This window comes from Bradyrhizobium sp. Ce-3 (genome assembly GCF_022835695.1).
GTDB lineage: Bacteria > Pseudomonadota > Alphaproteobacteria > Rhizobiales > Xanthobacteraceae > Bradyrhizobium.
In genome coordinates this window covers 203,973-229,880 of record NZ_BQUV01000007.1, presented here as the reverse complement: position 1 = coordinate 229,880, position 25,908 = coordinate 203,973, and the positions used below count along the sequence as shown (strand labels likewise).

The window sequence follows — 25,908 nt, the reverse complement described above, 5'->3', positions numbered from 1 at the left end:
GGGTGACGGTCTAGGGGCGGTCGCGTTGCGGACAACCCGTCCTACAGCGGCAGTTCCGGCTCGCGGCGGGCGTTGCGGCGGGCGTTGGTGGCGGTGGCCGAGGTCGAGGAGCGCACGAAGCTCCAGCGGATGGTGCCGGCCTGCCGCGCGTCCTGCCGGATCACGATCTGGGAGGTGCGGCGCGGGCCGTCATTGCCGGCCAGGAACACGCTGTCCTCGAGGTCGACCTTGTCGTCCATCGCCTCGAAGGTCCAGACGTCGCGGTTCGGCAGCACCAGCATCACGCCGCGGGCATCCGACAGCCGGCTCGCCTTCACCGAGGGGTGCAGATGGAAGCGCAGCGCGAAATCGGCCTCGCTGCCCTTGATGCGGCCGCCCGGCGCCGGCGACAGCTGGTCCTCGCCCTCGAGCCGGGTGCCGTCCTCGGAGACCATCAGCACGCGGCGGTGGATCACGCCGAAGCGCGACAGATAGCCGTCATGCGAGGCGGTCAGCACGTCACCGCCGGGAACGGCTTCGCGGTAGCTCTCGACATTGCTCGGGCCGCTGGTGATCGGCGCGCCGCGCAGCAGCCGCTTCATCGCCGACAGCTCGACGAACTGGCACGACGAGGTGTCGCGATAGGTCAGCGTCGAATGCGCCGCGGTGGAGCGCGCGAACGGCCGCCAATTGTCGCGCCCGGTGTTCGGCATGCCGCAATTGACGACGATGCGGCTCACCCCGGAAGACAGCTCGAACGACAGGCAGCTGGCATGCGCATCCTGGCTGACGCTGGCCGGCGGCGGCGCCCCGGTATCGATGATCACGGCGGTGCTGCCGGCATCGAGCCGCTGGAAGCCGGTATGCGGCATGCTTGCCATCGGCACGCCGCGGGTGTCGTCATAGGCGAGCAGCGTCGCGACCAGATCGGACGGCGCGTTGCTCATGCCGTTGAACAGCGCGAAGCTGCCGTCGCCGTGCCGGAAGAAGCGCAGCATCGGCATCATGCGGTCGATCGCGTTGAGCAGCGCCGGCGGCGGCGCGATGTTCCTTGCGGCGAATGTCTGCCGCAGCGGCAAGAGATCGCTGAGCAATTCGACCAGCGCGCCGGGATTGCGCGAGATGTGGCCGCCGTCAGGCAGGATCTGACGCTGGAGTTCGTCCGACAACCTGCGCGTCGCCGATTTGATGTTGCGCGCCTGGTTGGCGAGGCACAGCGAGGCATAGCACAGCGCGATCAACACCTGCAGGCGCGGCACGCCGTCATTGTCGAGCGTGGCATGGCGCAAGTAGCGGATCTCGCGCGCCAGCCCGCGCAGATATTTGCGGTAGAACTTTCCGTCGGTGTCGCCGAGCACCAATGGCGCCTGCGACAGCAGCGAGATCACCCGCCGCGCGCGCACGTCGGCGCGGCGCTCCAGCGGCCGCCGGCGGGCCTGGTTGGAGATCCAGTCGTCGACCAGCGAGCGGGCGTTGGCGCGGGTCAGCGCGGTGTCGGCGGCGCGCAGATGGCGCAGCCAGCCGAAGCCGAGCAGGGCGGCTTCCCAATCCTCCGACGGCGGCTCGAGATCGAAGATCGAGCGGCCGTGGCAGGTGACGATCTTGCCGGCGAACACGAATCGCCCGGCATAGATCTCGGCCGCGCGGGTGGCGTCGGCGGTCCGCAGGTCATGCGGGGCGATGATCAGCCGGTCGGTGCGGCCGGGCCACAGCCGCGACAGCGCCACCGTGCTGCCGCTGGCGCGTGCGAGCATGCTGCGGGCGAAGCGGCCAGCAATCAGCGTCGAGATGCGTCTGCTTTGAGCGACCGACACGCCTAACCTTGCGGGGAGGGAATTTTCAACGAATCCTTATTTAATCCGGAAACGCGGCCAAGACACCTTCTTGATATTCAAGACACCCTCTTGATACCGCACGAATCACTTCAAGAAGCATCTGGAGCTTAGAAGACTGAAGTTTAAAATCAGGATTTAACCAGCCGGGCGGCGTAAAAGCCGTCCAGGCCGCCCAGCCGCGGGTCGGCGTTGGGCAAATGGCTCGGCAAGGTGCGCAGATCGCCGTCGGCGGTAATGATGGCGTCGAGGCCGGCGACCTCGCTGGTCTCGACCGGCGCACGGCGCAGGCCTGATTCGCTCGCCAGCAGTGCGGCAATCGCGTGCTCGCCTTCCTCCGGCTCCAGCGAACAGGTGCAATAGACCAGCGTGCCGCCGGGCTTCAGCAGATGGGTGGCCTTTTGCAGCAGCCGCTTCTGCAGCGTCGACAGCGCGGCGATGTCGCCTTCCTGGCGCAGCCAGGCAACGTCGGGATGGCGGCGGATGGTTCCCGTCGAGGTGCAGGGCGCGTCGACCAGGATACCGTCGAAGCTTCCAGCCTCGGCGGGCCATTCGGCGGCGTCGGCGACGACGGTCTCGGCCGGCAACGCCAGCCGCGTGAGATTATCGCGCAGCCGCGCGACGCGCGCCGGCGAGCGGTCGACCGCGGTGACCTGGGCGCCGGCCAGCGCGAGCTGGGCGGTCTTGCCGCCCGGCGCGGCGCAGAGATCGGCGACCTGCTTGTCCTTGATGTCGCCGAACAGCCGCACCGGAAGTGCTGCGGCGGCGTCCTGCACCCACCATTGGCCTTCGGCAAAGCCGGGCAGCATGGTGACGGAACCCTGCAGCAACGTGCGCACGGTTCCGGTCGGCAGCGTCTCGCCGTGCAGGCGGCTCGCCCATTGCGGCGCGTCCGACTTCACCGTGAGGTCGAGCGACGGCTCGTGGCCGAGCGCCAGCGCCATCTCGCGCGTGGTGGCTTCGCCGTAATGCGCGTTCCAGCGCGCCAGCATCCATGGCGGCAGGTCCAGCGTCTGCGCGCTGATCTCGTCGATCAGGCCCTGGCCCTCGCGCGCGCAGCGCCGCAGCACCGCGTTGACGAGCCCGGCATATTTCGCCGCGCGGCGATCGGATTGCACGAGCCGCACCGACAGATCCACCGCGGCGTGATCGGGCACGTCCATCCAGAGGATCTGCGCGGCGCCGATCAGCAGCGCGCTCTGCGCGCGCGGCGCATCGGTCGGGACGCCGCGGTCGAGCAGGCGCGACAGCAGTTGGCCGAGCGTGCCGAGCTTGCGCAGGATCGTCGACACCAGCCGGCGCATCAGCGCGCGGTCGCGATCGGCCAGCGATTTCAGGCCGGGATGCGCGCCGGCACCGTCGAGCTGATCGTCGAGCGTGCGGTGCTTGTGCAGCACGCCGTCGAGGATGTCGGCCGCGATACGGCGCGCCGCGAGACCGGGGACTTCGGCAGGAACTGCAAATCTTGAAGGAGGCATGGAGCGGAGATATCTCAAAGGTGCTGGAGTTACATTCGGCTCATGCCATCAACTCGAAAACACCTCTGGCATGCGAATATGCCAAATGTAAGAATCGCCTTGCGGGATTTCGTGATCGTGATGTCGTCACTGAGCCAGCACGGAGATACGAAATTCGCAGGCAGAAAGTTTTGCCGAGAAACGTTCGCCAAGAAGGCCCGCTATGTCTGAGAAATCGCCAACGCCATCGCCACCGGAACCCGCACCGCGCAAGCCGCTGACGCCGGCCGCGCAGCGCGCGCTCGCCGAGGCCGCGGCGCGGCGCAAGGCGGCCGAAGAGCAGGCCGCGAAGGATGCGGCCGCGCGGCCGAAGGAATTCCAGGGCCCGAAGGGGCCGGAACCGACGCGCTACGGCGATTGGGAGACCAAGGGCATCGCCTCGGACTTTTGAGAGTCTTGCCTGTCGGCCCGACTCAAGCCAGTCTGGGAATATGTCCCCATACGAGAGAATAAATCCTTATCGTGGGACGGGACGTCCGCCCTTCCGCCGCTCACCTTGGGGCCGCCGTGTCTCGGCGGCGCTGCCCTGGGTGTTCGTGCTCGGCATCGCCGTCGGCAGCACATTGCCGATCCGCCAATATGTGCCTCAATGGATGCCCCTGCCGTCGCACTGGTCGCTGAACCGCGCGCGCGACAGCGACATGGTCTGGCAGCGCGCCGGCGCACCCGACATCAGGCACGGCGTTGATGTGATCAGGACGATCGATGGCGACACGTTCGAGGCGCGGGTGCATCTCGCGCCGGGTCCCGATTTCACTACGCGGGTGCGGCTGCGCGGCATCGATGCGCCCGAGCTGAAAGCGTCGTGCGCGCGCGAGCTGCAGATGGCGCAGGCCGCGACGGTGGCGCTGCGCGATCTGCTCGGCCAGGGCGATGTCGCGATCTACAATATCGGTCCCGACAAATATCAGGGACGCGTCGTCGCCGACGTCGCGACCAAGAAGACCGACAACGTCTCGGCCGCGCTGCTCGCGGCCGGTCATGCGCGCGCCTACAATGGCGGCCACCGTTTCGGCTGGTGCGGATATTTTGCGCGCTAAACAAAAAGCCGCGCGGTGGCGCGGCCTTTCTTTCGGCGACGTGCTCTGCGCGATCAGCGGGTGACGACGACCGTCGTGCCGACCGAGACGCGCGAATAGAGATCGGTGATGTCGGTGTTCAGCATGCGGATGCAGCCGTAGGAGACGAAGCCGCCGACCGAGCCCGGCACGTTGGTGCCGTGGATCGCGTATTCGCCGCCGGCCAGCGTCATCGCGGCGACGCCCATCGGATTATGCGGCGAGCCGCCGGCGATCACGTTCGGGATGCTCGGCTTGTCGCGCTTGACCTCGGCGGGCGGCGACCAGGCCGGGTTGCGGTACTTGCCGTCGATCCGCGTGGTGCCGGCCCACTGCTTGCCGGACTTGCCGACGCCGACCGGGTAACGCATCGCGTGGCCGGAATCGAGAATGAGATAGAGCCGCCGTTCGTTGGTCTTCACCACGATGGTGCCCGGCTCGTAATTGTCGGCGTGAATTCCGACCATTTCCGGCCGCGCTTCGGCCGTCTGCGACATCACAACAACGGCACCGAGGGTGGCAGCGAACGCCACCGCAAACTTCATCGACATCAACCTCTCCACTTCCCAACAGCTCCCATGAGGAAGCCAAAAAACGAAGGTGCAGAGCCCTGAAAAAACCGGGCCCGCCGGTCTCGCGCACGCAATATTAACCGCGTGTCTTAACCGGGTGGTTTCACACCGGCCGCGAGACACGTCCTGATGGCCGGCAGAAAAGGAAAAGTTCGGATTAAAGTAAATGACCTGAAAACAACACTTGGCCACAAACGCGCCGCAATGGCGCCGCGCCTCTGACAATCCCGTGAAATGCCAGCCCCATAGCGTTTCAAGGGCCGTCGACGCCCGATCGCATGAAGAAAAAGCGAAGGGCCGCGGCGGGGATCGCGCGCGGCCCTTGCGACGTGTCTCGAGATTGCCGTTGCCGGATTACTTCTTGTTCTGCCGGTTCTGCACGAGGTCGTCGACCACGGCCGGATCGGCCAAGGTCGAGGTGTCGCCGAGGCTGGACGGCTCGTCCTCGGCGATCTTGCGCAGGATGCGGCGCATGATCTTGCCGGAGCGGGTCTTCGGCAGGCCGGGCGCGAACTGGATCAGGTCCGGCGAGGCGATCGGGCCGATGTCCTTGCGGACCCAGGCGACCAGCTCCTTGCGCAGCGCCTCAGACGGCTCGGTGCCCTTCATCAGGGTCACGTAAGCGTAGATGCCCTGGCCCTTGATGTCGTGCGGGTAGCCGACCACGGCGGCTTCCGACACCGCCTCGTGCGCGACCAGCGAGCTCTCGACCTCGGCGGTGCCCATGCGGTGGCCGGAGACGTTGATGACGTCGTCGACGCGGCCGGTGATCCAGTAATAGCCGTCGGCATCGCGCCGGCAGCCGTCGCCGGTGAAGTACTTGTTCTTGTAGGTCGAGAAATAGGTCTGCTCGAACCGCGCGTGATCGCCATAGACCGTACGCATCTGGCCCGGCCATGAGCTCGTCAGGCAGAGATTGCCCGAGGTCTCGCCGTCCAGCGTCTTGCCGTCGGCATCGACGATTTCAGGCACCACGCCGAAGAACGGCCGCGTCGCCGATCCCGGCTTCAGCTTGGTCGCGCCGGGCAGCGGCGTGATCAGGATGCCGCCGGTCTCGGTCTGCCACCAGGTGTCGACGATCGGGCAGCGGCTGTCGCCGACCACGCGGTAGTACCACTCCCAGGCCTCCGGATTGATCGGCTCGCCGACCGAGCCGAGCAGCCGCAGCGATTTGCGCGAGGTCTTCTTCACCGGCTCGTCGCCACCCTGCATCAGCGCGCGGATCGCGGTCGGCGCGGTGTAGAAGATGTTGACCTTGTGCTTGTCGACGACATTCCAGAAACGGGAGTTATCCGGATAGTTCGGCACGCCTTCGAACATCAGCGTGGTCGCGCCGTTACTGAGCGGCCCGTAGAGGATGTAGCTGTGGCCGGTGACCCAGCCGACGTCGGCGGTGCACCAGTAGATGTCGCCGTCGTGGTAGTCGAACACGTATTGATGCGTCATCGACGCGAACACGAGGTAGCCGCCCGAGGTGTGCAGCACGCCCTTCGGCGTGCCGGTCGAGCCCGAGGTGTAGAGGATGAACAGCGGGTCTTCCGCGTTCATGTGCTCGGCCGGGCATTCCGTCGTCACCATCTCGGCGGCCTCGTGATACCAGAGGTCGCGCGTCGGGTTCATCTCGATCTTGCCGCCGGTGCGCTTGACCACGACGACCCAGTCGACACCGCCGACTTTTTCGATCGCGGCATCGACATTGGCCTTCAGCGGCACCTTCTTGCCGCCGCGCAGGCCCTCGTCGGCGGTGATCACCACCTTCGAGTCGCAGTCCTTGATGCGCTGGGCGAGGCTGTCCGGCGAGAAGCCGCCGAACACCACCGAGTGGATGGCGCCGATCCGCGCGCAGGCCAGCATGGCGTAGGCGGCTTCCGGAATCATCGGCAGATAGATCGTGACGCGATCGCCCTTGCCGACGTTCCGCGTGCGCAGGATGTTGGCCATCTTGCAGACTTCGTCGTGCAGCTGGCGGTAGGTGATGTGCTTGGATTCCGAGGGATCGTCGCCCTCCCAGATGATCGCGGTCTGGTCGCCGCGCGTCTCCAGATGACGGTCGATGCAATTCCAGGCGACGTTCAGCTCGCCATCCTCGAACCATTTGATCGAGATGTTGCCTGGCGCATAGGAGACGTTCTCGACCTTGGTGAAGGGCTTGATCCAGTCGATCCGCTTGCCGTGCTCGCCCCAGAAGCCGTTCGGGTCCTTGACCGAGTGCGCGTACATCTCGCGATATTTGGCGTCGTTGACATAAGCGCGCTTGGCCCAGTCGGCCGATACGTCATAAACCTTCTCGGACATCGCTTTCCTCCACTCACTGCCGATCGCAAACCACGCGACGGCAAGCCTTTTAATTCCAAGCCTTTTTAATTCAAAGCCGTCTTGATCATTGCCGCGATTATGCGTTGCCGCATTCCGGCCCGGCAAGGAAAAAGGCAGGGAAAAAGAAACTGCACTTTCGTCGCGCCGAAGCCGCCGGATAGTCCGCCGGCTTCGTCATCTGATCGGCGGTTTACCGCGCCTCGTTGACGAGCGAAACCTATGCGCCATCGCGTGCGCCGGGTCACTGGTCTCTTGGTCGTAGTGGTATTGCTCTCCGCGCGCGTCCCGCTTGCGACCGCAGCCATGTCGAGCACGATGAGGCGGCTTCCGATGGATGGTCTCAGGCAGGGTTGAGTGAATGGTCGGAGTCCATCGCGTTGTCAGCGTCGACAATTGCTCCGTCGCCGACCGCCTGGTCTGATGGCCAGGCTGAGCAGATTTGTCGAGCAGATCTGCATCGTGACGCCGCGCGTCGGCCATGGCTTCGGCCAGTCGGTCGCTGCCGGCCTCAGGCCATGCGCCGTTGCGGAACTGTGCACGGAAGGACACGGTGCCTGACGTAATCCGGGAAGCCGACCCGGCCCGGATCGGCCTCAAAATCCGGTTCCGGCGCTGCGCTCCCGCTATTTTGACCGATCCCGGAGGGGCCAAAATCAAGGTTAGCGGGCGAATGGCACCCATGAAAGGTAATTAGGAACCGTCAATGACTGATTCGCGACTCGCAATGTCGGCCCTGACGCCCTAAATCGCGAAATCGAGGCCGGACGGCCCACCGGAACGAAGCCCGAAGCAACGGCATTACCCGGGAGAACAGCGGAACAAGGCGTCTTGGAAGTATGATGGATCAGCAGAACATCGCGGCTGTGCGGCCCATGTCCGCCGATCCCGCTGTCGCCCTGGCGAAGGCGCTGGGCCAATGGCCCAAGCCGCAGCCCAAGATCAAGCTCGGCGCCCCCGCCGCCATCAAGACCTCCGTCGAGGATCTGGCGCGCGATCTCGGCCTGCGGCTCGGCGACCAGAACGAGCTGACCATCCGCCGCATCAAGCGCGGCAAGACCTATTCATTCGTTCGCGCCAACGGTTCACGCGTCCGCGATGCACGGACGATCCGCCGGCTGCATGCGATGGCGGTTCCGCCGGCCTATCGCCAGGTGCGCTACTCCAGCGATCCGAGCTCGCATCTGCAGGCGGTCGGCCGCGATGCCGCGGGCCGCTTGCAATACCGTTATCACGCCGACTGGGAGAAGGTCCGCGAGCAGCGCAAGGCGCATCGGCTGGCCAAGCTGGTCGCCGCGTTGCCGAAGATCCGGCGCAAGGTTTCCGCGTTCCTGTCCGGCGACGAGCCGACCCGCGAGTTCGCGCTGTCGGCGGTGATCGAGCTGATCGCGCGCACCGCGATCCGGCCCGGCAACGAATCCTATGCCCGCCTCAACGGCACCCGCGGCGCCACCACGCTTTTGAAATCCAACGTCACGCTGGAAGACGATTCGCTGGTGCTGACCTTCAAGGCCAAGGGCGGCAAGGCGGTGCGCAAGGAATGCGACGCCGCCAAGCTGGTGCGCGCGATCGGCATCCTGCGCGATGTCCCGGGCAAGCGCATGTTCCAGTATCACGACCGCTCCGGCGTCGTGCGCGCCGCCTCGACCACGGCGGTGAACGCGTTCCTGCGCGAGCTCGCCGGCATCAAGATCTCGCTGAAGGATTTCCGCACCCTGATGGCCTCGGCCGTCGTCGTGGAATCGCTGTCGCGGATCACGCCGGCCGCCAGCCAGCGCGGCCGCAAGCGCCAGGTGCTGGATGCGATCCGCGCCGCCGCCGACCAGCTCTCCAACACGCCGGCGATCTGCCGCAAGAGCTACGTCCACGACACCATCGTCACCGCCTTCGAGGACGGCATCCTCGAACGCTTCGCCGCGACGATGGGCGGCTACCGCACCCAGTCCAAGCGCGAGCAGTTGCTGGCGCAGGTGGTGATGGCGGCGGGGGCGTAAGCTCGCCGCACACTCGTCGTCCCGCCCCCCCCGTGCGCAATTGCGCACTAGGCCGGGACGACAGTAAAGGGAGCGCTACAGCCCGCCCATCTTGCAGACGTACTTCCATTCTTCCGCCGTCACCGGCTGCACCGAAAGCCTGGAATATTTCACCAGCGCCATCTCGGCGAGCTTCTTGTCGGCCTTGATCGCGGCCATCGTCACCGGAATCTTCAGCGGCTTGTCGGCCTTGATGTCGACGCAGACGAACTTGCCGGTCTTGTCGGTCGGGTCGGGATAGGCCTCCTTGACGATCTCGGCGATGCCGACGATCTCCTTGCCTTCGTTGGAATGATAGAAGAACGCCTTGTCGCCCTTCTTCATGTTGACGAGGTTCTGCCGCGCCGTGAAGTTGCGCACGCCGGTCCAGGCTTCGCCCTTGGCGCCCTTGGCGACCTGCTGATCCCACGACCAGACCGACGGCTCGGATTTCACCAGCCAGTAATTCATCGCAACTCACCTCGTTCGATTGCGCTGCAATCTATAACCAGGCCGATGCCCGCGACAAGCGCGGGCATCTGTCTCACATCACTGTTTCAAGTATCGATCGAAGAATTTGGCGATGTCGGTGAAGGCTTCCTTGGTCTCGGGCGCATCGATGTTCATCTGGTACTGCGCGTGCGATTGCCCCTCATAGACGTTGAGATCGGCGATCACGCCGGCGCGGCGCAGTTTGCGATGGGTGCGAACCGTGTTGCTGAGGAACAAATCGCGCGTGCCCGAGGTCAGGATGGTCGGCGGAAAGCCCTTGAAGTCGCCGTAGATCGGCGAGATGTAGGGATTCTTCAGGCTGGTGCCGTTGGCGTAGAGCCTGGCGGCGCGGCCGAGCCAGCCGTCCCAGGTCACCAGCACATTGTCGACCCACTCGTTGCTCGCATAGCTGTCGCCGATCTTGTCGATGTCGGACCACGGCGTGCCCGGCGCGATCGCGGCGGGCAGCGGCAGCTTCTCGTCCTTGGCGCGCAGCACCATCGCAAGCGTCATCGCGCCGCCGGTCGAGGTGCCGAAGATCGCCAGCCGGTGGCGTTCGTGCGACTTCAACACTTCCTTCCACACCGCCATCGCGTCGTCCATCGCGGCCGGATAAGGGAAATCCGGCGGCATCCGGTAGTCGACCGAGATCACCTTGTAGCCGCCGAAGCCGGCCATCATGATCGCTTCCGGCAACGCGGCTTCGCCGGGACCGAACACGTAGCCGCCGCCATGCACATGGATCAGCAGCCGCCGCCGGTTCTCCAGCGCGATCTTGTTCGGCGTCACGATATAGCAATGCACGCCGGCAATTTTTGTCTCCTCGACCTTGACGCCGAGCTTCGCCTTCATCGCCGGGATATTCGCGATGGCCTGCTTGGCGCGGCGATCGATCAGCTCCTTCCATTCCGCAGGCGTTTTCGGATCGGCGTTGAAATGCGGCGGATAGGGCGTGCCGATCATCGCCTGCATCTCCGCCGAGACGTCGGCGGAGGGATTGCCGATCGATTTGAGCGGCGCGACCCGCTTGCCGTCGCTGGCATTGGCGGCCGCCTCGCTCTTGGCGAGCTCGTCGTAGGAGGTTGCGGATTGGGCGTGGGCTACGGCGAGGCTGATCGAGAGAAGGCCGATCGAAAGGAGGGCGCGATGCGGTTGACGCATGGGTTTTCCTTGGGATCCGTTGTTCGATTTGTTCGACCGGGATCCGACGGTTCGCCGCCACGCTAGTACGGGCCACGCAAATCGTGAAGCTCCGCTTCGTGACGTTACTCGGCCTTGAACGGCCGCGTCAGCAGGCCTTCGATCGCGGCATCGACGGTCAGCCGGTCGCTCAGGATCGCCGCAACCGCGTTCGACACCGGCATCTCGACCTTCTGCGCCGCGGCGAGCTCGCACAGCACCGGCGCGGTGAATGCGCCTTCGGCGAGCTTGCCGACCGGGGCGGCTTCGCCGCGCCCGAGCGCGAGGCCGAGCGCGAAATTGCGCGATTGCGCGGTCGAGCAGCTCAGCAGCAGATCGCCCAGGCCTGACAGGCCGGCGAGCGTCTCGGTGCGCGCGCCGCAGGCGCGGCCCAATCGCGCCAGCTCGCTGAAGCCGCGCGTGGTCAGCGCCGCCAGCGCGGAGGCGCCGAGATTCCTGCCGACCACGATGCCGGCGGCGATCGCCAGCACGTTCTTGGCCGCGCCGCCGATCTCGACGCCGCGCACGTCGGTGCTGTGATAGGGCCGGAACGTCGCCGAGCCGAGTGCCTGCACGAGCGCGCGCGCTAGCGCCTCGTCCCTGGTGGCCAGCGTCACGGCGGTCGGCAATCCGCGCGCGACGTCGTCGGCAAAGCTCGGTCCCGACAGGATCGCCGGCACCGCGCGCGGTGCGGCTTCCGCGATCACCTCGGTCATGAATTTGTGGGTGCCGTGCTCGATGCCCTTGGCGCAGGCGATGACCGGCGTCTCAGGCTTCAGGTGGGGGGCAAGATGGCTGACCGCCGCCCGCAGATGCTGCGCCGGGGTGACCGCGAGGACGATGTCCGCGCGCGCCGCCGCGGCGATATCCGGCGTCACCGCGATACCGGGATGCAGCTGGACACCGGCCAGCCGCGGATTGCTCCGCGTCGCCTGGATCTGCGCGGCATGCTCGGCATTGCGCGCATACAGCGTCACCTCACGCCCGGCGCGCGCGGCGACATCGGCCAATGCGGTGCCCCAGGCGCCGGCACCGATCACGCTGACTGAGCTATGTGCGGGCATCAAAACCCTCAGTTCAATATCCGGCGCGGCTGTTGGCGTGGCCGGCCGGTGCCTTGGCGTTTGCATCGAGCAGCCAGCGCGCGCGGGGCGGCGCTTCCATCGTGTCGGTGAGGCCGAGCGCCATCCGTTCGGCGCCGGCCCAGGCGATCATCGCGCCATTGTCGGTGCAGAGCGCCGGCGGCGGGATGATCAGCGTGGTCTGCGCTTTCGCCGCGACGTCCTGCAGCGCGCTGCGGATCGCATGGTTGGCGGCGACGCCGCCGGCCGCGACCAGCGCGCGCGGCGTACCGAACCGCTCCTCGAACAACCGCAAGCCCACGGTCAGCCGGTCCGCGGTCGCTTCCAGCACTGCGGCCTGAAAGCTCGCGCAGAGATCGCTGATGTCCTGCGGTTCCAGCGGCTCGAGCCGGCCCGCTTCGTTGCGCACCGCGGTCTTCAATCCCGACAGCGAGAAATTCGCATCGGGGCGGCCAAGCATCGGGCGCGGAAACGCAAACCGCGTCGGGTCGCCGCCGGCGGCCGCGCGCTCGACCTCCGGCCCGCCGGGGTAGGGCAGCGACAGCATCTTCGCCACCTTGTCGAACGCCTCGCCCATCGCGTCGTCGAGCGTGGTGCCGAGCCGGACATATTCACCGACGCCGACCACGGCGACGATCTGGGTGTGGCCGCCGGAAGCGAGGAACAGGCAATAGGGAAATGCCAGCGCGCAGGTCAGCCGCGGCGTCAGCGCGTGCGCCTCGAGATGGTTCACCGCGATCAGCGGCGTATCGTGCACCATCGCGATCGCCTTCGCCGTGGTGAGACCGACGATGACGCCGCCGATCAGCCCGGGGCCGGCGGCTGCCGCGACCGCCGACAATTGTCCGTAGCCGACGCCGGCCTCTTTCATGGCGCTGTCGACGATCCCGTCGAGCAGGTCGACATGCGCGCGCGCCGCGATCTCCGGCACTACGCCGCCGAACCGCGCGTGCTCGTCGGTCTGCGAGCGCACCACGTTGGAGAGGATCCGTGCCTGTCCGTCAGCCTGGCGCTCGACCACGGCGGCTGCGGTTTCATCGCAGGTGGTCTCGATCCCCAGCACCAGCATCGGTGGTTCGTGTCCCAATTTCGGCCCTTGTGCTACCAGCATGATCCGGACGGGCCGGAACCGGTTTCCGGCAAGATCATGGTCATCAAAATGTCCCCTCCGGGGTAGCATTGCGAGGTCGCAAAGTGCAATCGGTCGGCCAGGCCCAATTTGCAAGGTCGAATTTACCGGGCTGGAGGCCTGAGGCGTGACCGTCCTTGTCACACGACCGCATCCGGACAATGACGCGACGCTCGCGGCGCTGCGCCGGCGCGGCTTCGATGCGCTGGCGGCGCCGGTGCTGCGCTTCGAACCGTTGCCGTTCCACGACGACGATGCGGATTATGACGCGGTCATCCTGACCAGCGCCAATGCGCTGCGCGCGGAGGGGTTCAGTGCCGGCCGGCTGCTGCGCCTGCCGTTGTTCGCGGTCGGGGCGCATACCGCCGATGCCGCGCGTGCCGCCGGCTTCGACAGAGTGATCGTGGCGAAAGGCGATGCGGTGAGCCTGCGCGATCTCGTGCTGGCGCGGGTCAAGGCCGGCGAGCTCGAGCCCTCGGCCGCGCTGCTCTATCTCGCCGGCGCCGACCTGTCGCGCGATCTCGCCGGCGAGCTCAGCGAAAAGGGCTTGAGCGTCGTCACCCACGCTACCTACCGGATGGCGCCGGTGGCCGCCTTCCCGAGGGAGGTCAGCGACGCCTTCCTGGCCAACCGGATCACCGCGGTGCTGCATTATTCCCGGCGCAGCGCGCAGGCATTCCTGGAGGCCATCCGGGCCGACGGCCTGGAGATTTCGGCGCTCGCCTTGCCGCAATGCTGCATCTCGGCCGCCGTCGCCGCGGTGCTCCATGACGCCGGCGCGACCAAGGTGGTGGTGGCGGCACAGCCAGACGAAAATGCCCTGCTGGAGGCGCTGGTGCGCACAATGCGGCCGTGAGGCGAATAATTCTTTCGTCTGACCATGATGTTAGGCAATGCTCGGTTTTCAGGATCGTGCTCTAAGGACTTCGTGCCTAAGAATTTGGGCCGATTCTGCTACAATGTACGGCCAGTAGTTTTGAGGACCCCCGCGATGGCTGAAGAAAGGCCCGACGACCAAGGACCTTCGCCGGATTCCCGGCCCAAGCGCGCGCCGCCGACCATCGATCTTCAGGCGACCGAGATCGCCAGCGAGCCTTCGAAGGCGGAGGGGACCGAAGAGCCCGGCAAGAATGCTGACAAGAATGCTGACAAGAACGCTGAAAAGGACGCCGGCAAGCCGTCTGTGGACGCCGCAGCCCTCGGGGTGGAGCCCCAGGTCGATGCCGCACCTCAAGCCGAGCCGCAGCCCGAGACCGCAGCAGCGGCGCCGGACGCCGAGCCGGCGCGGCCGGTGTCGCCCTGGGTGGTGGCGCCGATCTCTGGCGCGGTCGCGGCGGCCCTGGTCATCGGGGTCGGCTGGCTGCTCGGCTGGCCCGCGGTGCAACAGGCCGCCGCGCCGCAATCCAATGCCGTCGGCGAGCTCGGCACCCGCGTCAGCGCGCTTGAATCCAAAGCCGGCAAGCCTCTCGCTGCGGCCGCGGATCCCGCGGCAACGGCGCGGCTCGAGGCGCTCGACAAATCGATCGCCGCGCTGCGCACCGAGCTCGCCGCAACACGGGCGCAATCCGACAAGCTCGCTGCCGCCGTCAACGACGCCAAGGCGGCGCCGCGCGATGGCGCGGCTGCGCCCGACATCTCCGGCATCACGGCGCGGATCGACAAGGTCGAGGGCGCGGTGAAGGCGCAGGGTGCTGCGATCGCCAGACAGGACGGCAAGATCGCCGACACCAAGGCCGAGGCGAAGGCGGACGATGTGCCGCTGCGCCGCGTGGTCGCGGCATCGCTGCTCGATGGCGCGGTCCGGCACGGCGATCCCTTTTCCTCCGCGCTCGAAACCGCGAAGTCGCTGTCCGACGATGCCGCGGTGCTGAAGCCGCTCGAGCCGTTTGCGGCCTCAGGCGTGCCGAGCCCGAACGTGCTGTGCCGCGAGCTGATCGAGATCGTGCCGAAGCTCGCGCCGCCGCCGCCGGAAGCCGCGGCGGCCAGCGCCGGGCTGGTCGATCGCCTGAAGGCCGGTGCCTCCACGCTGATCCAGATCGAGCGCACCGACGGCACCGGCACCGATCGCGGCAGCATCGTCGCGCGCGTGACATCCGCGGCCGTGCATAATGACCTCGCATTGACCGAGCGCGAATTGAAGTCGCTGCCGCCGGCCGACCGCACCGCGGCGCAAGGCTGGCTCGCCAGGGTGGACGCGCGCCGCGCCGCGCTCGACGCGTCGCGGAAATTTGCCGACAACGCCATGGCGGCGCTCGCCACGGTCAACCAGTAAGTCCTTGCAAGTAGGTTCTCGATGATCCGGATCATTCTGTTCCTGCTGCTGATCGCACTCGCCGCGGCGGGTGCGGCCTGGCTGGCCGATCAGCCCGGCGATCTCGTGCTGAACTGGGGCGGTCTGCGCTTCACGTCGAAGCAGCCGATGTATCTGCTCGGCCTCGTCATCGTCGTCGCGATGGTCGCCGGCGTGATCCTGCGCGGCTTATGGAAGATCCCGGGCCACATCCGCCGCGGCCGGCGCGAGCGGCGTCACGCCCGCGGCCGTCACGCCATCACGCAAGGCCTGCTCGCGATCGGGCATGGCGATTCCTCCGCGGCGCGCGCCCATGCCGAGACCGCGCGGCGCCATGCCGGAGGCGATCCGCTGGCGCTGCTGCTGCACGCGCAATCGGCGCAGCTCGACGGCGACCGCGACGGTGCGCAACGCGCCTTCCGCGCCATGGCCGAGCGCGCCGACACAAGGCTGCTCGGCCTGCGCGGCCTGTTCATCGAGGCGCAGCGCGCCGACGATCCGGTGGCGGCGGTGATGATCGCCGAAGAGGCGCTGAAGATGTCGCCGTCGTCGTCATGGGCTTCGCATGCGGTGCTCGGTTTCTGTTGCGCCAAGGGCGATTGGGCCGGCGCGCTGTCGATCATCGACAACAACCAGACCGCCGGACTGATCGACAAGGCGACCTACCGGCGGCAGCGCGGCGTGCTGCTGGCGGCGCGCGCGCTGGAGTTCGAGACCGTCGATCGCGATCTGTCGCGGTCGAGCGCGATGGAGGCGCTCAAGCTGGCGCCGACCTTGATCCCGGCCGCGGTGCTGGCGGCCAAGTTCGAGAGCGAGGCGCATCAGGTGCGCCGTGCGATGCGCATCGTCGAGACCGCGTGGCTGGCGCAGCCGCATCCCGATCTCGCCGATGCCTATTCGCATGTCCGGCTCGGCGATTCCGCGCGCCAGCGGCTGGTGCGGGTCGAGACGCTGGCGGCGAAAACACCCGGTCATATCGAAGGCGCGCTGGCGATCGCGCGCGCCGCGATCGATGCGGCCGAATTCGCCAGGGCGCGTGCGGCGCTGGAGCCGTTCACGGCAGCGCCGACGCAGCGCGTCGCGCTGTTGATGGCCGAGATCGAGCGCACCGAGCATGGCGACAGCGGCCGGGCGCGGGCCTGGACCCTGCGCGCGGTGCGCGCGCTGCACGATCCGGTGTGGACTGCCGACGGCTATGTCTCGGACCGCTGGCGGCCGGTGTCGCCGGTCACCGGCCGTCTCGATGCCTTCCAGTGGCAGACCCCGGTGGCGGCGCTGCCATCAGACAAGGGCCAGGCGATCGAGCCCTCGCCGTTCGAGGAGGCGATGCTGGCGCCGCGCCGGGTCGAGCCGCCCAAGGAGGTGGCAAAGGAACTGGCCGGCGAGCCGGTGGACGCCAAACCGGCCGAGCCCGTCGAGGCAAAGCCGGCCGAGATCAAGCCGGTCGAGATGAAACCCTTGGAGCCGGCCGTGCCGCCCGTGCAGGACAACGCCCCGGCGCCGGCAGCCATCGAGGCCGAGCCCGCCCCTGGGTCGCCCGAGCCTGCCCCGCCGGAGCCCGCTCCGCCGCCGGCCGCCGAACCGGCTGCCCCGGCGCCTGCCCCCCTGTTCCGGTCGAGGACCGACCTGCCCAAGGCCGCGCCGGCGCCGATTCCGGCCGTGATCCCGATCGTCCGGGCCCCCGACGACCCCGGGGTCGACGAGGACGGCGCCGTGGACGAATTTGCGGAACAAATCGGCCCGCCCAAGGCCCAGACCGGCGGCTGGCGCGGATTTCTGTCACGTTTGGGAAGCTAATTCGGGGTTAGGTAACGGCCGTGCGGTTAAATAACCGCATCTTCTTGCCAATCGGGGTCATGCCCGATATCAGGTGGCGCGAATGATCCGGCCGTCGCCGAACGGTTCGCCGCAATAGCTCAGTTGGTAGAGCACGTCATTCGTAATGACGGGGTCGGGGGTTCGAGTCCCTCTTGCGGCACCATTTTTCAGACCCCCCTTGATTCGTTACCTCCGCGAAAATGACGGAAGCCTCAGAATAGAGCGAGTTTTCCTTCGCCGACGTTCGCATGCGTCCGATGTCTTCCGCGCATTCGGTAGATGCTTTCTCGCGATTTGCTGCCAATCGCGTCATCAAAGCCGAGCCCCGCGATGTTCGGGACGTTGTCCAATTATTAGCAATTAAGGATCAGCGCGTTCTCGCGCGGACGCGGACGGGCGGTGTAATTCTGGCCCGGGCTTGACTATAGACTTCAGCAACGCTCGGCATGGTCACAGTGACGGCGAGGCCGAATGGAACCAACTCGTCGATCCGTGCGCCCCGGTCGGGCTCACGCTGAACCACTAACTCTATTGAAGAATTTGCCGCTAATGCTGGAGCCTTGCTCCCCTGCCATCGTCGAGAAATTACGGTGCCCCGACTTGCCTGATGGGTGTTGGGCTGTGATTTTGCGAGCGATACCCGAAACTGGTCGATATCGTTAGCCGTCAGTAGTGACAGCCTTACCGACCGATATGATTGTCTGCCGGGCTGCACGTGCGTAAACCAAGCAAGGGTCGCACTTACGGAGTGCGGAAGAGCCTGTCCGCTCATGCATGCCGGCAGCGGAACGACGATGGGGCGCCGGGTCTCGGGGGCCAGCGATCCGGCCGCCCAGAATGTCGCTCTATCGGAAGCGCAATAAATGGCGTCACTCGCGTCCACTACGCCATAGCCTAAGAACCGGCGAATATTGTCTCTCTGTCGAACGTGTTGCTTAGGATCAGCGGGGCCAAGCACGCCTCTAATGAGCTCTGCGCTATCCGCTGGCCACGCCGCAGTATGAACGAGCAGGGCCTTAAGGATGACGGCACGTTGATGGAGAGATAGCGCAAGAAACTGTTCACCGTACTCTGTTTCCAGTGCGTCATGTATTCTGTGAGCTGTGCGAGATGCCAGCGCTGCGGCAGCACTTGTGCCGCTAGTATAATGCTCCATGCTGGCGGCACCGCCACGGGGCGGGGCCGCCACTTTGAGACCGTGTGGTCGAGCCGGTGCCGCCGGCTGGACACTCAGTCCTGCTCCACTAGCTACCATAGTCAAATGCTCACGAGAGCCCGGCATCAGAATGTCAGGCTTAACGCTGTTCGCGAACCCCGGACCTAAGCTGCTAGATGGATTGGCGGTCACCATCGGGTGGTACGGATCGACGCGGTTTCGTGCGGTGCGTCGTTGCCCGTCGCTGACGGCATCGATGTTCGCTGCGCCAACCGTAATTCCATTGACTGTTTCGGAAGGGGAGAGCAGCCGCCGCGATGCGACCAATTGAGATAGCGCTTCAAGTGTGCACTTTGCGCGATCGGGCTGTGTCGTCGCTTCGTACTGGCCCATCGTGGCAATCGAAGCGATATTGAACCGCTCGGTATGATTGCCAGCGCTCACACAGAATAAAATTCCGTAGCTGTGTGACAATCTGTCGATAAGTCGGGCCCATGGCGAAAGGCGCCCCTGAAATGGCTTTCGCACGTTTCCGAGCGAGAGATTCACTATCAGGACGGACGGAGCAGTCGGATCGGCGTCTCGACGCATTGCCGTTACGGCCTGATAGATCAAATCAACGACTAGCCGATCTTGAGGGAACTGATCAGCTTCGCCGAGCACCGGCACGCAATGAATTCGGCGTCCCAAAGGTGGTTCAACGATGTTGCGGTCGCCATGCACAACCAGCGAAGACATCGCTGTGCCATGGGTTCTTTCTTCCACGACCGCAAGCGGCTCAAGATTGAACTGGTCGTCGACACTCAGTCGGCCACGAAGCAAAGGATGCGCTGAAACGGGAACCCCGTCCAAGATAGCGAGGATTGGCTCTCCGTTACCAGGTGGTGGCGGAATGAGGCCCGCTTGTTCGACCGTGTCATCTACTTCGACTGGCAGCGCCACACTCTGTGGCCGAATATGCATCACCGCATCCAAGCCACTAATGCCAGTTGAAGAGCGTTCCGCGATCTGTCGGATCGCGGCCACGGGTAGACGGGCAAGGATCGCGTGATAAGCGATGTCGGGGATGCGGCACCTTGAAACAAGCGCACCGCCAGCCGCAGCAATCTCGCCGATTACAGCCCGTTCCGTGTCTGAGGCTAGCTCCTCTGACGCGCGAAAAACCAACTCGATTTCGATGATGAGAGATTGATCTTCTCCCATCAATTCGATCTCCTCAGCTAGAATTTCGCGATCGCCCTCTTGGACACGATCGCTCGGTCCCCAAACTCTGATTTCTCGGAGAGTTGCGAAAACATCGCGCCACGGAGCAAATCCGGTTCCAAGCTCCTGTCCAGTGGTCCATCGCTTCCAAAGCGAGAGGATGTTGTGTAGCGCCACAGTATCCGGCACGAGCAGGTAGGCTTCCGGAGACTTGTCTTTGTCGTCGCCCTCAAGCTCCTCTTCGTCAATCAGTTCGAGGCCGGGTATCCTTCGAATTGCGGTCGCAAAATTTGCGATGGCGCCTCGAACTTCAAACACCAGTAGTCGTTCCGGCGCTAACGCGGCGAGATCGGTACGTAGCGACAATCCAGATGGGTCTCTGGCCAATGCCTCCTCGAGCCGCCGAAAACGAGGGCCGAATGCAGCATTCTGTGTGGCCGGAGAAAAAGGGGTGGGCCTAGGTATCGCCTGTTGTCTGCCTGTTGGCCTTGCTTCTTGGTTGCCCGGCTGTAGCCGCAGCAGCGGCATCGTTGGATCGCCCACCATAAATGTTCTCTGGCTTTACTCGTGATGACCAATTGGCGAACTCGGAAGAAAGCGCAGAGCTTATTGAGACCTCCCCCAAACCCAAGATTTGCCGGCGCCTGACATTCTGGAGGAAATCCAAGATCTCCGCGTATGAGGTCGCTTCAATTTTTTGCGCGAGTTCGTTAGGTGTCAGCGTCGGCCGCTCTGGCCAGCTCGCAATGACGCGTTCTATATAGCGAGCGATCTCCGCAATTTGCGGCGCTGGAAATGACAGTTTTAATTGGAAACGACGCCAGACGGCCCTATCGAGCAATTCGGCATGGTTAGTTGCCGCGATAGTAACGACGTAGCTCGGAAGCTTATCGATTTGCATCAATAAGAATGAAACAACGCGCTTGATTTCTCCGGTCTCATGATCATCGCCACGTTCCTTGCCAATCGCGTCGAACTCGTCGAAAAACAGGACGCATGGTTGAGTGCGCGCGTAGTCGAAGAGCGCGCGAAGGCGCGCGTTCGTCTCGCCCAAATAGCTTCCAACCAATGCGTCGTAGCGAACAACAAAGAACGGTAAGGCGAGACCTTCAGCAATGGCCTCTGCAAAGGAAGTCTTGCCGTTTCCAGGGGGGCCAGATAGCAGAATGCGATGCCGCGGCTCGTATCCGTTCGCTCGAAGTACGTCGGCACGCACGTGTTCTTCGATCAATTGAAGTCCTTCGGCTCTCGCCGGAAGCGGCAACACCAAGTCGTCAAGCGAAATGCGCGCTGTAACTTCTAAGATCGTATCACGACCGTTCGCGTGGGCGGATCGCTGAGATGTGGCCAAACTCGGTGGCGTAACGGCGACCGCCTGCAAAGCCCGTTCGAGCCGGTCCGCGACTGCGTGATGGCTCTTGGCACGTTCATCGGCCACCAGTGCTTCCACGGTCGAGCGCAACATCGACTTGTCGCCGGCGGCGCCGGCTCGCACGAGTGAAATGAGAAGATCGCTCTTGGCCATGGTGGACAACCTACACGGATATTTGCATCGCCACACTGATACAAACGGCGCCCCCTTGTGAACAACAGGGCGAGAGCCCGTGTTCCGAATGGAAGTGAAGGGTTGGCGCCAGATCATCGAGGCATCATCTTAAGATACTGGAAATTCTTCAGAAAAGCGATCGGCGGGCGCGTTCGAGACAGCTTCGAGGCCGCCTTTGCGATGGGCATGACTTCCGCCGAAGGTCCTCACCCCTTCGGCGCCACCCGGGTCGGTCTCGGCGTCGACCTGTAGGACAGCACCCTCCGAAGAGGTCAGCTTGACGGCGTCGATGTTTCTCTCAACGGGCTCGCGCTTGCCACCCGTCTGAACCCTAGATCCGTGCCCCACACAGCCCGCTCATGATCGCAACCGCGACCAGCCCGCCCGCCGCAAGCCCGGTGGCCCAGACGCGGTTGACGATCGCGGTGGCGACGCCATGCGCGATCAGGACGCCGCGTAATCCCGACGCCAGATGCGCAAGCACGAAGAACACGCCGAGTGCGTAGTGCGGCACCAGGCGGATGCTCCAGGCGTCGTGGATCAGGCCAACAGGTGCGCCCGACGCCCAGGCCCAGTTGGTGTCGATGTGGTGCACGGCCCGCGCCGAGACCAGCGCGGAATTCAAATGGGTGACGATGAACGCCGCGAGGTAGACGCCGGAGCCGATCTGGAACACGCGGTAGGCATCCGCAGGCGCCGCGCTCCAGCGCCAGGCGAGCCGCACGCCGACGGCGACCTGGAGCAGCATCAGGCCGACGAAGAGGGGCTCGATCAGGGACGATCGATAGACCGTGCGCCCCATCTTCATCACGGCGGCATGAACCTCGGGTCCGAGCCAGCCCAGCAGATGATTGGTGAGATGGAACGCGACGTAGATCAGGATGACCGCTGCGGCGACGCCATGCGTGACGCGCCATTTGGTAATCGATGGATCAGCCGCGGCTGAGCTTGGCGCGCGTTCGCTCTGCTTGGTGCTGAAGAGGACATAAAGACACGCGGCGAGCCAGCCTGCGACCCAGACGAGCTCGTCGCTGACGGGGATGTGCAGCAGTCCGAGGCCGACGCCGGTCAGCACGAACAAAGGCGGCGCAGCGATGCTGAGATAGGCCAACCGCCAGGCGCGCAGTTCGAATGACGAAGCCGCGGCCTTGGTCATCCAGTAAGCGCAGGCAAGACCCAGCAACGGCGCGGCGGTCGCGGCGAGCAGGCAAAGCGCGGCCAGAACCAGCCGCCCAAACGACATCGCACCAGTGGCGGGAGAGACCGCGCGATGAAATGCATCGAGCAGGAACGGATAGGCCAGCGCTCCCGCCGCCGGGATCATCGAGCGGAGCTTTTCGGCAGCCGTATTCGTCAGGCCGGCGTCGCCCGACCGTACACGACTTTGTTCGAATGCACTCACTGAACTCTCCAGGGTTTTGGCATCGTGAAAGAGAAGGCCAGACCGGCGAATCTATTCCCGCATCATCGTCGGAGGCACGGCACACGGGCTTGTGCCGCGGGTGCTGGCGTGTACGGGCAAGCGGCGTTGCGCCGAGACCATATCTCAAGGTGCAAAACTACAGTGATGCGGGACGACCCACAGGACCGAGTTCCAACAATCCGACTGGACCACGCCGACCAGTCGGCGGCCACCGTCCTTTGCGTGATGCATCTCACGAGATCGTGGGCCCGACGTGGCTCGTCTCCCTGCAAGGGCTTTCGGACCCGGAAGACGCCTCCGGTCAGGCCTTCGCGTTGACCAGCGATGCAATGCGCCGCGACTGCACGATGGCGTCGCCGAGATCGACGAACGCTGCAAGATCTAGCGGCGCTGCCGCGAGCCCGATTCCGTCGGCGTCGCCGGCGTGCGGAGCCCAGATCGCGCGGCTCTCCAGCAGATAGACGCCGTAAACCGCCGCGATCCCGGTATAGGCGTTGGTCCTCAGTTCTTCCTGGATCGAGTAGGCCGCCAGCGCGGCGTTGGTGACAACAGACGTCTCGATCAGGGCTTTTCGATATCCGGCGCGTTGCACCACAGTTGGCCCGAACGCGGCGATGAGCTTTCTTTCGGAAGCCTGCACCACGACCAGCGCACCGTCGAGAATGCTGCGGAGCGAACGCTTGGTCGCGAGCGGCAGATACTCGCGCGGATTCAGGAACACATCGACGGCCGTCGTGAGCGCGCCGCATCCGCTGTGGCCGAGCACGACGATGAGCTTGAGGCTGCCGCCAAGGTTCTCGACGGCGTATTTGAGGCTTCCCAGCACCTCTATGCCGAGGCCGTTGCCCGCGACGCGGACCACGAAGAGATCATTCGGCCCTTCATTGAAAATGAGCTCGACGGGCACACGGGCGTCGGAGCAGCCGAGCACGGCTGCGAACGGTCTTTGCTTCGGCACGGCGCTGTCGGCGAGCAGGCCGAGGTCGCGCAGATCGACCGGGATGATCTGCTGGACCACGTTCTCGTCCTCGTCGTGGTCGAGCAGCGTGGCGAAGCTGTTATTGCCCTGTTCCAGGCGGAGCAGGGCCGCATCGCTGTCCGGTGGAGCCGGCCTGATCGCCGCATCGTCGCTGCTGTAGCGATAGGTGATATCGAAGGTCTTCATGATGGCCGGGCCGTGCTGGGACTGATCGGGCACCCAAATGCGACGTGGACGACGAACAGAAATTGCAATCCTATTGAGCGATCCATTGCAAAGCCGCCGTTGATCCAGATCAAGATTTGCAGCAAGGCGAGGATGACAGAACTTCCCGTCGATGACGCCGCCGAGGGGGCGGCGAGCGATCACACGGAGATGAATGCGGCTGCGATGGCTGCGTGAAGCAGCTCACATTGCCTCCGGTGCGACATGGCTAGTCTCCCGGCCACCAACGGGAGCACAACAATGCGCAAACTCATCCTGATCACGGCGATGGTTTTGGTGTCCGCATCCGCGCAGGCCGGCGAACGAAGCCTGTCATTGGGCGGGGCCGGGTCGCTGCCGGCAGCGGCGTCGAATGCGGTCGCTGCGTCGGACAAGGCTGCGGCTGCGCCGGCGGCGCCCGCGGTCGAAGCGCCACCGAAGCCGCCGGAGGCACCGAAATATGTCGAGCGCGCCGCGCCCGTTGCTGCGCCAGCACCGCAGCCGCAGGCCCAGCCGGCCGTGCAGCAGGCGCCAGTGCAACAGGCCAACGTCCAGCCGTCAGCGGCGGCCGACGCCGGGCCGGCAGGCGAGCAGCGGATGACTGCGCACCGGTCGAGCCGTCACCGCCATGCGCGGCGCTTGACCGAGGACCGCATCATCAGCGCGCTGCATCGCCACGGGATCTACTGGTAGCCACGCGTTCCTGAGCGCGGGAGAGGGCGCAGTATTTCGGAATATTAGAAGAATGCCCCTGAGTTGCCCGACGGGTCAAGCTGCCTTGTCGTGCGACGGCACCCGCCGGCTACTGTGCATGGGGTTGTTTTCGATATTTCGGTGGCAGCCGCCGCACCGGGCGCCACTCAGAAAGCGAAAGCGCCCCCGGACCGGATCCAGGGGCGCTTTGCGTTGAGGGTGCGTTGGCTGTTACTCGGCGACGGTCTGCACGACGTTGCCGATCGGCCGGCCGGTTGCGATCGGCTTCTCGGTCTTCGCCATCATCGCGTCGTATTCCGGCAGCGTCTCGATCTGGGTCTTGGCCTTCATCCAGACCACCTTGTAGCCGCCGGCCTTCAGCTTGCGCAGCAGCGTCGGCAGTGCCTGCGCGGTGTGCTTCTGCAGATCGTGCATCAGGATGATGCCCTTGTGCTCCTTGTCGAGCTTGGTCATCACGTTGTTGATCACCTCGTCGGCGCTCTTCGACTTGAAGTCGTTGGAATCGACGTCGACCGAGAACATCGCGATGTTGCGAGTGCCGAGATAGGCGGTCGTCGCCGGCGTGTGCGCCAGCGCCGGGAAGCGGAAGAACGGAGCGGGGTTGGCACCCAGCGCCAGCTTCACCGCGCTAAAACCCTTCTCGATCTCGTCCTTGGCCTGCTGCTCGGTGATCTTCTTGCCGGCGAGATGCGCGTGCGACCAGGTGTGGGCGCCGATGGTGTGGCCGGCGGCGGCGACCTGGCGCAGGATGTCGGGGTGATAGGTGGTGTGCAGGCCGATCGGGAAGAACACCGCCTTGGTGCACTCGTCCGCCAGCGCCTTGAGCACCGCAGGCGTGGTCGGCCACGGACCGTCGTCGAAGGTCAGCACGACCTCATGGTCGGTCAGGAAGTCATACTGCTTGTACTGCAGGAAGCCGAAGCCCGGGCCGCCTGTGGTGTCGACCACGACGGTACGGCTGACGCCGAGCCCATCTGGATTGTTGCATTTCGGCCCGGCTGCGACGGGGGCCGGCATCGGCGCCGGCGCCGGCGCCGCGGCTGCCGCCTGGGTGGCATCGGCGCGCTTCGACAGCGCGGCGGTCGTCTCGACATCGTCCCTGGCGGCCTGCTTGGCCGCCGCGGGAAGCGGATCGGCCTGGCTTGCTGCCATTGTCTGCGGAGGAGCCGCGTCGGCACGCGGCGAGGAGGTCCAGAACCACACGCCGGCGATCACGATCGCCGCTACAACACTGGCCAGCATCAGGCCCAACGCACTACGCATCGCTACACACTCTCTCGAAACCCAAGGATACGCCACCGCCGTAACGAGCGATTAATGCCAACAAGGTCTTAACGCGATCCCAACAAGGCGCCGGAACGGCAAGAAAAAGCGGGCCCCATACCGGCGTGATAGCCATCACAGTGCGCA

General features: G+C 65.3%; 20 protein-coding genes and 1 tRNA gene. 8 read left to right on the top strand and 13 right to left on the bottom strand.

The features are described 5' to 3' along the window. Window positions 1-41: 41 nt before the first annotated feature. Both BRSPCE3_RS24520 and BRSPCE3_RS24515 read right to left on the bottom strand, forming a co-directional pair. A complete protein-coding gene (locus tag BRSPCE3_RS24520) occupies window positions 42-1,793 on the bottom strand; it encodes a heparinase II/III family protein (protein ID WP_244068858.1) in 1,752 nt (583 codons plus the stop codon). A gap of 149 nt (window positions 1,794-1,942) precedes the next feature. Next, window positions 1,943-3,289: an RsmB/NOP family class I SAM-dependent RNA methyltransferase gene (locus BRSPCE3_RS24515; protein ID WP_244068857.1), complete on the bottom strand. Its 1,347-nt coding sequence runs from the start codon at window positions 3,287-3,289 to the stop codon at window positions 1,943-1,945. A 202-nt stretch (window positions 3,290-3,491) separates the two neighbouring features. Between BRSPCE3_RS24515 and BRSPCE3_RS24510 the strand changes: the two genes are divergently transcribed. Both BRSPCE3_RS24510 and BRSPCE3_RS24505 read left to right on the top strand, forming a co-directional pair. Continuing rightward, window positions 3,492-3,719, top strand: coding sequence for a DUF1674 domain-containing protein (locus BRSPCE3_RS24510; RefSeq protein WP_244068856.1), 228 nt, complete (start codon window positions 3,492-3,494; stop codon window positions 3,717-3,719). Window positions 3,720-3,759: 40 nt separating this feature from the next. Next, a complete protein-coding gene (locus BRSPCE3_RS24505; RefSeq protein ID WP_244068855.1) occupies window positions 3,760-4,368 on the top strand; it encodes a thermonuclease family protein in 609 nt (202 codons plus the stop codon). 53 nt (window positions 4,369-4,421) lie between these two features. Here the strand turns inward: BRSPCE3_RS24505 and BRSPCE3_RS24500 are convergent, their stop codons facing one another. Continuing rightward, window positions 4,422-4,937 (bottom strand): L,D-transpeptidase, encoded by a 516-nt coding sequence (locus tag BRSPCE3_RS24500; protein ID WP_244068854.1) that lies wholly within the window; start codon window positions 4,935-4,937, stop codon window positions 4,422-4,424. 375 nt (window positions 4,938-5,312) lie between these two features. Next, entirely contained in the window at window positions 5,313-7,253 is a 1,941-nt protein-coding gene (gene acs / locus BRSPCE3_RS24495) for an acetate--CoA ligase (protein WP_244068853.1), read from the bottom strand. 857 nt (window positions 7,254-8,110) lie between these two features. Here acs and BRSPCE3_RS24490 point away from each other — a divergent pair. Next, window positions 8,111-9,265, top strand: a complete 1,155-nt coding sequence (locus BRSPCE3_RS24490; protein WP_244068852.1) for a DNA topoisomerase IB — start codon at window positions 8,111-8,113, stop codon at window positions 9,263-9,265. 75 nt (window positions 9,266-9,340) lie between these two features. On the opposite strand, the gene BRSPCE3_RS24485 is transcribed toward BRSPCE3_RS24490, so the two are convergent. The 4 genes from BRSPCE3_RS24485 to tsaD all read right to left on the bottom strand — a co-directional run bounded on the left by BRSPCE3_RS24485 (window position 9,341) and on the right by tsaD (window position 13,105). Continuing rightward, window positions 9,341-9,754, bottom strand: a complete 414-nt coding sequence (locus BRSPCE3_RS24485; RefSeq protein ID WP_244068851.1) for an EVE domain-containing protein — start codon at window positions 9,752-9,754, stop codon at window positions 9,341-9,343. 78 nt (window positions 9,755-9,832) lie between these two features. Then, complete coding sequence (locus BRSPCE3_RS24480; RefSeq protein WP_244068849.1) at window positions 9,833-10,936, bottom strand: alpha/beta hydrolase; 1,104 nt, start codon at window positions 10,934-10,936, stop codon at window positions 9,833-9,835. A 104-nt stretch (window positions 10,937-11,040) separates the two neighbouring features. After that, window positions 11,041-12,018: an NAD(P)H-dependent glycerol-3-phosphate dehydrogenase gene (locus tag BRSPCE3_RS24475; RefSeq protein WP_244068848.1), complete on the bottom strand. Its 978-nt coding sequence runs from the start codon at window positions 12,016-12,018 to the stop codon at window positions 11,041-11,043. Between the two features lie 13 nt (window positions 12,019-12,031). Beyond that, the gene (gene tsaD, locus BRSPCE3_RS24470) at window positions 12,032-13,105 is read right to left on the bottom strand and encodes a tRNA (adenosine(37)-N6)-threonylcarbamoyltransferase complex transferase subunit TsaD (protein ID WP_244068846.1); all 1,074 of its coding nucleotides are present in this window, start codon (window positions 13,103-13,105) and stop codon (window positions 12,032-12,034) included. 187 nt (window positions 13,106-13,292) lie between these two features. On the opposite strand from tsaD, the gene BRSPCE3_RS24465 reads away from it, so the two are divergent. The 4 genes from BRSPCE3_RS24465 to BRSPCE3_RS24450 all read left to right on the top strand — a co-directional run bounded on the left by BRSPCE3_RS24465 (window position 13,293) and on the right by BRSPCE3_RS24450 (window position 17,436). After that, complete coding sequence (locus tag BRSPCE3_RS24465; RefSeq protein WP_244068845.1) at window positions 13,293-14,021, top strand: uroporphyrinogen-III synthase; 729 nt, start codon at window positions 13,293-13,295, stop codon at window positions 14,019-14,021. A 135-nt stretch (window positions 14,022-14,156) separates the two neighbouring features. Next, window positions 14,157-15,437, top strand: a complete 1,281-nt coding sequence (locus BRSPCE3_RS24460) for a COG4223 family protein (protein WP_244068844.1) — start codon at window positions 14,157-14,159, stop codon at window positions 15,435-15,437. Between the two features lie 21 nt (window positions 15,438-15,458). Then, a complete protein-coding gene (locus BRSPCE3_RS24455; RefSeq protein ID WP_244068843.1) occupies window positions 15,459-17,252 on the top strand; it encodes a heme biosynthesis protein HemY in 1,794 nt (597 codons plus the stop codon). 108 nt (window positions 17,253-17,360) lie between these two features. Beyond that, window positions 17,361-17,436 (top strand) — tRNA-Thr (locus tag BRSPCE3_RS24450). Window positions 17,437-17,640: 204 nt separating this feature from the next. On the opposite strand, the gene BRSPCE3_RS24445 is transcribed toward BRSPCE3_RS24450, so the two are convergent. From BRSPCE3_RS24445 to BRSPCE3_RS24430, 4 genes are all read right to left on the bottom strand, one after another. Continuing rightward, window positions 17,641-20,178, bottom strand: a complete 2,538-nt coding sequence (locus BRSPCE3_RS24445) for a S8 family peptidase (protein ID WP_244068842.1) — start codon at window positions 20,176-20,178, stop codon at window positions 17,641-17,643. Beyond that, window positions 20,090-21,157: an AAA family ATPase gene (locus tag BRSPCE3_RS24440; RefSeq protein WP_244068841.1), complete on the bottom strand. Its 1,068-nt coding sequence runs from the start codon at window positions 21,155-21,157 to the stop codon at window positions 20,090-20,092. The genes BRSPCE3_RS24445 and BRSPCE3_RS24440 overlap by 89 nt, the downstream gene beginning before the upstream one ends. Window positions 21,158-21,509: 352 nt before the next feature. Then, complete coding sequence (locus tag BRSPCE3_RS24435) at window positions 21,510-22,580, bottom strand: hypothetical protein (RefSeq protein WP_244068840.1); 1,071 nt, start codon at window positions 22,578-22,580, stop codon at window positions 21,510-21,512. A 322-nt stretch (window positions 22,581-22,902) separates the two neighbouring features. After that, complete coding sequence (locus tag BRSPCE3_RS24430) at window positions 22,903-23,949, bottom strand: carbonic anhydrase (protein ID WP_244068838.1); 1,047 nt, start codon at window positions 23,947-23,949, stop codon at window positions 22,903-22,905. Between the two features lie 96 nt (window positions 23,950-24,045). Between BRSPCE3_RS24430 and BRSPCE3_RS24425 the strand changes: the two genes are divergently transcribed. Continuing rightward, complete coding sequence (locus BRSPCE3_RS24425; protein ID WP_244068836.1) at window positions 24,046-24,477, top strand: hypothetical protein; 432 nt, start codon at window positions 24,046-24,048, stop codon at window positions 24,475-24,477. Between the two features lie 231 nt (window positions 24,478-24,708). On the opposite strand, the gene BRSPCE3_RS24420 is transcribed toward BRSPCE3_RS24425, so the two are convergent. Next, a complete protein-coding gene (locus BRSPCE3_RS24420) occupies window positions 24,709-25,761 on the bottom strand; it encodes a polysaccharide deacetylase family protein (protein WP_244068834.1) in 1,053 nt (350 codons plus the stop codon). Between the last annotated feature and the right edge of the window lie 147 nt (window positions 25,762-25,908).